At 51.3% G+C, this 7,670-nt stretch carries 5 protein-coding genes; all 5 read left to right on the top strand.

The window, feature by feature from the left end:
* Window positions 1-593: response regulator (locus ACOJTG_RS03615; protein ID WP_420152558.1), on the top strand; the 593-nt coding region annotated here is incomplete at its 5' end.
* A 43-nt stretch (window positions 594-636) separates the two neighbouring features.
* Window positions 637-2,367 carry an ATP-binding protein gene (locus tag ACOJTG_RS03610; protein WP_420152557.1) on the top strand — a complete coding sequence of 577 codons (1,731 nt, stop codon included), beginning with the start codon at window positions 637-639 and terminating at the stop codon, window positions 2,365-2,367.
* A 226-nt stretch (window positions 2,368-2,593) separates the two neighbouring features.
* On the top strand, window positions 2,594-2,920 hold the full coding sequence (locus ACOJTG_RS03605; RefSeq protein WP_420152556.1) for a hypothetical protein: 327 nt from the start codon (window positions 2,594-2,596) through the stop codon (window positions 2,918-2,920).
* A gap of 321 nt (window positions 2,921-3,241) precedes the next feature.
* Window positions 3,242-6,373, top strand: a complete 3,132-nt coding sequence (locus ACOJTG_RS03600) for a SusC/RagA family TonB-linked outer membrane protein (RefSeq protein WP_420152555.1) — start codon at window positions 3,242-3,244, stop codon at window positions 6,371-6,373.
* 23 nt (window positions 6,374-6,396) lie between these two features.
* The coding region (locus tag ACOJTG_RS03595) for a RagB/SusD family nutrient uptake outer membrane protein (protein ID WP_420152554.1) at window positions 6,397-7,670 on the top strand (1,274 nt) is incomplete at its 3' end.

Genomic DNA, 7,670 nt, shown 5'->3' with positions numbered 1-7,670 from the left:
AGGGAATTGAATCCTTAATTTCGGGTTCTGCCAACATTCAGGTTACGGAACGATGTTACACCAGTACTTCGGTGCTGGAGCGACTCGAAACGACCGCCGTGGATGTGGTTTTACTGGACATTTCTTTTCCCCAAATCGAAGACGGACTGAGTCTTTGTGAAGCGATTACGCGGCAGTATCCGGCGTGTCAGGTGATTGCATTGACGATGCACGATGATGCCAGCCTGATCAAGCGAGTAGTCAAGAAAGGAGCCCGGGGATACCTCTTAAAAAACACCACGAAGCTGGAATTGCTCGAAGCGATTGAACGCGTGTACCAGGGAAAGCAATACTTTAACGATACCATTACCCAGATTTTATTGACCAACGGCAAGACTCGAAAAGCCGGCAGTGTACGCCTGAACCTGACCCCCCGCGAGTCGGAAGTACTGGCTCTCATTGCTCAGGGACTGACGACTCAACAAATGGCTACCCAGCTGTTTGTCAGCGTGAAAGCGGTTGAGTTTCACCGAAGTAGCTTATTGCTTAAGTTTGAGGTGCCCAATACGGCATTGCTGATTAAAACGGCGATGGAAATGCAGTATATTGATTGATATACGAAAAAATAGAAGTATTGAAGCCGCTTTACTAACGCAAATGAAATCGTTTCGGGTAACGTTCCTACTGGCTTGGGTCACCTTACTAGGCTCTGTATCGAAGGTCTGGGCACTGGCCGAAACACCCGTGATCGACAGTTTGAACCAGCGGGTTCGGGCACTGGTGGATCAGCAACGCTGGAAAGCCGCCGCTCAGGTCAGTGAACGCATTGGGAGCTTGTACCACCAACAATACGGCTACAATCAGTATACCATCGAAGCGTATTTTAACAGCCTAACGTACTACCACCGGGTAGGAGATTCGGTAGGGTATTACAACGTGCATATTTTGATCGGTGATTACTATACGCATGATTATTTTATGCAAAATCACGCGGAACAGTACCTGAAACGAGCCCTGCGTTTTTTTGAGCGGACGAAGAACACCACCAAAATTATTGAGTGTCATCTGGATTTGGCCAATATCATCCAGAATAAGGAACTGATTCCGAAAGCACTGTTTACCGAGTTACGCCGGACGGAACGGCTGAGCGAGCAAACCAAACAGCCTTATTTTCAGGCGTATGCCCTGAACTTACTGGCTACGACGTATTCCCGAACCAAACAACCCGACTCGGCCCGGTACTTTGCGACCCGTAGCCTGAAGATGGCCCGGGAGCAGAACATTAGCTGGCTGATTGCCCTGAATCTTTTTTATTTGGGCATTACCGAGCAGTTTAAAAATCGGCCGAAGGCGGCCATTCAGTATTATCAGAAAAGTTATCGCATTGCTGATTCGGTTAACAACGTTTCCATGTTACGGGAGCTGACGCGACACGCGGCGGAAAGCTACGCCCATCAGGATAAATATCAGGAAGCATACGAATCATTATTGCAATCACTGGCTTATACGCAACAGTTTTATTATTCGGAGCAGACGAAAAGCATTCGCTTGCAGGAGCTGGATAGTCAAATTAAGACGTTAGCGGTGGAAAAGGCGTTGGTCAAGGAGCAAAGTCAGCATCAGCGTACGATCAATTCCATGCTGGTGATCGGACTTTTTATCAGTATCGTGGGTGTAGGGACGCTGATTTACCTGCGACGTCAGCAAAAACTCATTGCCCAGCAACAGGCCGTGATTGCCCAGCAGCAAATTCGGGAGCTGGAACTGAAATCACTGCGGGCCATGATGGAAGGACAGGAGGGCGAACGCAGCCGCATTGCCCGCGATCTGCACGATGGACTAGGCATTCAGCTTTCGCGGATCAAGCTGTTTGTAGAAGCTCATCAGGACGCTTTGCCCGCGTCAGTACGGGAGCCACTGAACCAGTTTTTGGATGAAGCCTGTACGGAAACACGATTGATTTCCAATGATTTACGCCCCTATGCCTTGTCAACCTTCGGATTGATTCCGGCATTGGAAGATTTAACGCAAAAACTGAATCTGGTCAATCAAACGAATGTAATTTTTGAGCACTACGGTGAAACACCCGTCTTAAGCGATGAAGCTTCGGTGATGCTGTACCGGGTGATTCAGGAGTTAATGAACAACGCTTTAAAACATGCCGATGCAAGTACCATTACCCTGCAGATGATGATCAGCGAAGCGACGGCTCTGATTAGTGTGGACGACGACGGACGCGGTTTTGCGGAACCCTCCCGAACGGGCAACGGTATCACCAATATTCAGTCACGTATAGATTACCTCGGTGGGCAGGTGATGTGGCAGAGCGAAGCGGGCAAAGGGACGTCAGTTATGATTTCGCTACCGCTTAAATCAAGTACAACGTAGGTTGTAGTTGTTGTATATCCAGATGGGGTTTGGTGCCGTAAGCATTGACCATTGCCTTGTGAAGGTTTGCTCCTTTAGGCCTTGCGTTATTCACCTAGACTGGGTTTAGTTCCGCAGAGTGGCTGACTAGTAGCCATTGAGCCTTCCAGGCCGGACCTCTCCGTAACTGCCTAGCTTAGCTCAAGACCACCGCGTTGCCCGCGAGACAGGTTACTCCGTTGCCCCCATGGAATGGCTCAACGGCGGGAGAGGTTTTCTGCTTCTGACATCTTTTGAAGGTTGTTTATTGCCAGTTGTTAGAATAGAGTCAAATGCCTTCAAGGACGACTTAAAACCGGGCCCCGTCCTATCACATTCCATGCCGGAATTCCATTCTGGGGCTCAAGCCGCCTTCCATTCCATGACGGCCACCATGGAATGGTTTCATCCGCAAAGCGGTGGCCTAGAGCAGGATGAAAAGAGCGGTGGGCGTGCTGGCATGCGATGCCCGGCATGGAATGCATATGGACTAAAAGATCAGCCATGCCTGCGGGACGAAGTAGTGAGCATGTAGTAAAGTGTTGATGGTTAGTAGTTGTTGGTTGTTAACAGATTTGGCATGGATTGCAATCAACGGAAACACCAGCCGTCTCAGTGAGATGAAATACTCACGTAAAAGAAGAATATCTATCTCAAAAAAACATATGCACACATTTTTACCCCTCTAACCCCGTTTCCCATGTCTACCTACCCCTGCGTTAGCTAACCGATTTCCGGGCTTTTGTGCGTGTATTCGGGTGTTCTGAATACACTTCTCGTACTCGTCCTCTACGGGTATGCGGGACGCATACGCTCTAAACTCTCTACTACAGTCGCTTTCCTAATTCAATTTCTCATGATCAAACAATTATTGTTTATATTTCTCTGGATAGGGGCTTGCCTGAGTTCCTTCGCTCAGCAGCGAACCATCCGCGGCGTCGTTTCGGATGCTCAGGGTACCACGCTGCCCGGAGCTTCCGTCTACGTCAAGGGCCTGCAACTGGGTACTACCACCGATGTGAATGGTCGCTTTACAATCAATGTACCCGCAGATGCCAAGGCCTTAACGGTTTCGTACGTAGGCATGCAAAACCAGGACATAGAGCTGGGTACGAAAACCGACCTCAGCATCACCCTCCAGTCCAACGACCGCAATTTTGATGAAGTCGTCGTCATCGGTTACGGAACGGCCAAACGCTCGGACGTTACGTCGTCCATCACGACCATCAAAGCCACGGAACTCAAGGATATCCCAGCGGCGGGCGTCGATCAGCTCTTGCAGGGAAAAGCGGCTGGAGTTACGGTAACCAGCAACGGCGGCCAGCCCGGTGGCGGCGTATCGGTGAAGGTACGTGGCGTCACGTCCATCAACAGTAATGACCCTTTATTCGTGATTGACGGCGTTCCTTTCGTAAATGGGAATACTTCCGCCAGTTCTGGCTATGCCGGTCTGGGCGGCGGTGACGGTCAGACGGGTAACAGCGTCATGGCCATGCTAAACCCCAACGATATTGAATCGATTGACGTACTGAAAGATGCCTCCGCTCAGGCCATTTACGGCTCCCAGGCGGCTAACGGTGTAATTCTCGTAACCACGAAAAAAGGAAAGTCGGGCGAGGGAAAAATCAATTACGAAATGTATACTGGCGTATCGGAAGTGGCCAAACGACTGGATCTGATGGATTTGCGAGATTTTGCCCGGTATCAGAATGAGGTACTGCCCATCATTGGCAATCCCGTATCCGACGAATTCCGCGATCCTTCCATTCTCGGCAAAGGTACGGATTGGCAGGAAGCCATGTTTCAGCGGGGGAAAATTCAGAACCATCAGCTGAGCTTCTCGGGCGGTCGCGAAAAAACGACGTACTACTTTTCGCTAAACTATTTCGACAACAAAGGCATCCTGCTGGGGTCGGACTTCAAGCGATATTCCACCCGTTTCAGTCTGGACAATCAGTTGAAAAGTTGGGCTAAAGTCGGCTTAAGTGCCAACGTTTCGCGGAGTATTCAGAACGTTTCACTGGCCGATGCCGCCGAAGGTACCATCTGGTGGGGAGCTTCGACCAGCCCGCTGATTCCGGTAAAAAACCTGGACGGTAGTTGGGGTGGTGGTCAAACCATTGGCGGGGTGCAGTACAACAACGCCAACCTGGTCGGGAACAGCCAGTTCCGGGGCAATACCAAGACCACCAATACGGTTTTCGGGAGCCTGTACGCGGAGATCCAGTTGATGAAAGATTTGAGTTTACGCAATGAAGTATCCTACTCGCTTGGTCAGGATAATAACGTGGCCTTTCAAAAAGCGGGGAACGTGGGCGGCACGTCCTTCCGCAGCAAACTCATCGATTCGCGTTCGGACAGCTATTACTACTCCCTCACCAACTACCTGAATTACAACAAATACATTGGCAAACACGGTATTCAGCTGACCGTTGGGCATCAGGCTCAGTCGTCGTATTACCAATCGATTTCAGGTTCAAAAGTGGATTTACAGGCCGATATTTTTGACCTCAACACGGGTAGCTCCGACCAGACAACCTGGGGTTTAGGCGGCGGTAAGGGACACTGGGCGATGGAATCGTACTTTGCCCGGGCGAATTATACCTACGGTGACCGGTACTCCATCTCGGCTAGTTTCCGGGCGGACGGTTCTTCTAACTTCGGTCCGAACAATCGCTGGGGAAATTTCCCGGGGGTATCGGCGGGCTGGACCATCTCGAACGAATCCTTCGCCAAAGGAGCCATGGCCAAAGTCGTCAATCACCTGAAACTACGGGTGGGTTACGGAGCCGTCGGTAACCAGAACTTCCCCGGTGGAGCTCCGAACCCCGCTTACGTGGGAGCGGTGCAGTTTTTCTCCGGACCCGTTGGTTTTGGTACATCCAACATGATTAACGGTATTCCGAACCCGAATCTAAAATGGGAATCGGTGAAAACAACCAACGTAGGTCTGGACATCGGCTTCCTGAACGGTCGGATCGATGCAACCATCGATGCGTATAAAAAGGTAACGTCCGACATGATTATCTTCCTGACGGGCCCGAACCTGATTGGGGTAGGGGATCAGTGGGATGACCTGAAAGCTCCGCTGGGTAATGCCGGACAAATGACGAATACGGGCGTGGATCTGGGCATTACCTCGACCAACATCCGCAACGATAATTTTACCTGGAAAACCAACGCCGTACTGACGCAGTTTACCAACACCTACGACAAGGCCGCCAGTGCTGCCTCGGCCCTCGATGGAAAAGTCTATTACAACAACTACCTCGTGACGCATACCACGCCCGGACGCCCCGTGGGTTCCTTCTGGGGATTGGTGACCGATGGTCTCTACCGGAATCAGTCTGATCTGGACAACAGCCTGCCGCAGTTTGGCTACAAGGTGAACCAGAACGAAACCTGGCTGGGTGACATTCGCTTTAAGGATATCAACGGCGACAAGAAAATCGACGCGGGCGATATGACCTTTATTGGTAGTCCGCTACCCAAGTTTACCTGGGGTTTGACTAACTCATTCACGTACAAGGGAATCGATCTGTCGATTTTCCTGCAGGGAAGTCAGGGAGCGAAAGCTTTCAATTTCCTCCGCTGGCAACTGGAAGGCCTGAACAGTGCCTGGTCGAATCAGATGCGTACGGTGAATGACCGCTATACGGAAAGCAACCCGAACGGTTCTTTACCCCGCTTCACCGTGACCAACAAAAACAACATCGCCATGTCGGATCGTTACGTGGAAGATGCTTCGTACGCCCGGATTCAGAACATTACGCTGGGCTACCGCCTGCCGACCGCTTTCCTGAGTAAAATCAAAGTAAGCAACCTGCGGATTTACGGTTCGGTGCAAAACCTGAAAACCTTTACTCGCTACTCCGGCTACGATCCGGAAATCGGAGCCTTTAATAATAGCATCAAGCTCATGAATGTGGATATGGGCCATTATCCCAACCCCCGGACCTTTACCTTGGGAGCGAACCTGCAATTCTAAGCCAATCCTTACTTGATCAAGCAATGAAGCGTACCTTTCTATACTGCGGTTTAGCGGCCTCGCTGCTAACGGCCTGCAACAAAGAATTCATCGATCGTCCCTCGCTTTCGGGAACGACGACGGGCAATTATTACAACAACGCCGAAGAAGTACGGGGAGCCACGAGTACCCTCTACAGCGGTCTGCCCTGGCGGAACTACGAAAGCCGGGCTCAGGATGCCATTGGCGACGTCATGAGCGGTAACATGTTCACGTATACCGACGTGGAATACCTCAACTTCACGCTGTCTTCGGCGTCCGAACGCATTGGAGCGGCCTGGGGAGCGTTCTATAAAATCATCGGTTACTCGAACGTAATGATCAAAACGTTCGAGGAGAAAAAAGCCGCTGGTGGTGGAGCCGCGTATCTCGATCCGGCCATTGCCGAGTGCCATTTCATTCGCGGGACGGTGTATTTCTACATTGCCCGTACCTGGGGACATGCCCCGATCATTACCGATCCGGGAGAAACGGCTCTGTCGGGAAACTTCAACATTCCCCGCTACCTGCAATCCGACGTACTCCGATTTGCTCTGGAGGAATTGAAGCTGGCCGAAGCCGGCTTGCCCGAGTCCGACGTACCGGGCCGCCTGACCAAGTATTCGGCCAAAGGCATGCTGTCGAAACTGTACCTTTATCAGAAGGACTACGCGAATGCGAAAACTAAGGCCGAGGAGGTGATGAATTCGGGTAAGTACAACCTGGTGAGCGATTACAACGGGATGTTCACCAAGAGCAGCATGAATAATAACGAGGAATGTCTGTTCAGCATCCAGCACCAGCTTTCGGGCGATCCCTGGGGTACGGGCAACCTGAAAAACCCCGACCGGGGAGCGGCGAACCTACGTACGGCTGAGGCTGACGCCTGGGAAATGTACGTTCCTTCGCTGGATCTATTGAAAGAATACGAGTTTGGGGATTTACGCCGGAAATGGTCGGTGATGGAACACGGCTGGACGAACCCGAACTGGAAACCGCAACGCGTGAATGCTCCCAAGTACAACGCGTTCATGGCGAACGGATTTAAGTACGATACCCTGGTATCGGCGGATGAAGGCGGTAACCTGAACGCCACCCGTTCCAACATCGCTAAATACTTCGCGGGTCCGGGTAAAAGCTTCGGTAGCGATGCCGTATTGGGTCAGAACTCCGGTAACAACGTAGTACTGCTTCGCTACGCGGATATTCTGCTCATCTATGCCGAGGCTACGCTCGCCGGAGCAGCCTCCACAACTGACGCAAAAGCTCTGGCGGCCCT

Origin of the sequence: Siphonobacter sp. (assembly GCF_048595215.1) — a bacterium.
Classification (GTDB): Bacteria; Bacteroidota; Bacteroidia; order Cytophagales; family Spirosomataceae; genus Siphonobacter.
This window is presented reverse-complemented; position numbering and strand designations above follow the sequence as displayed.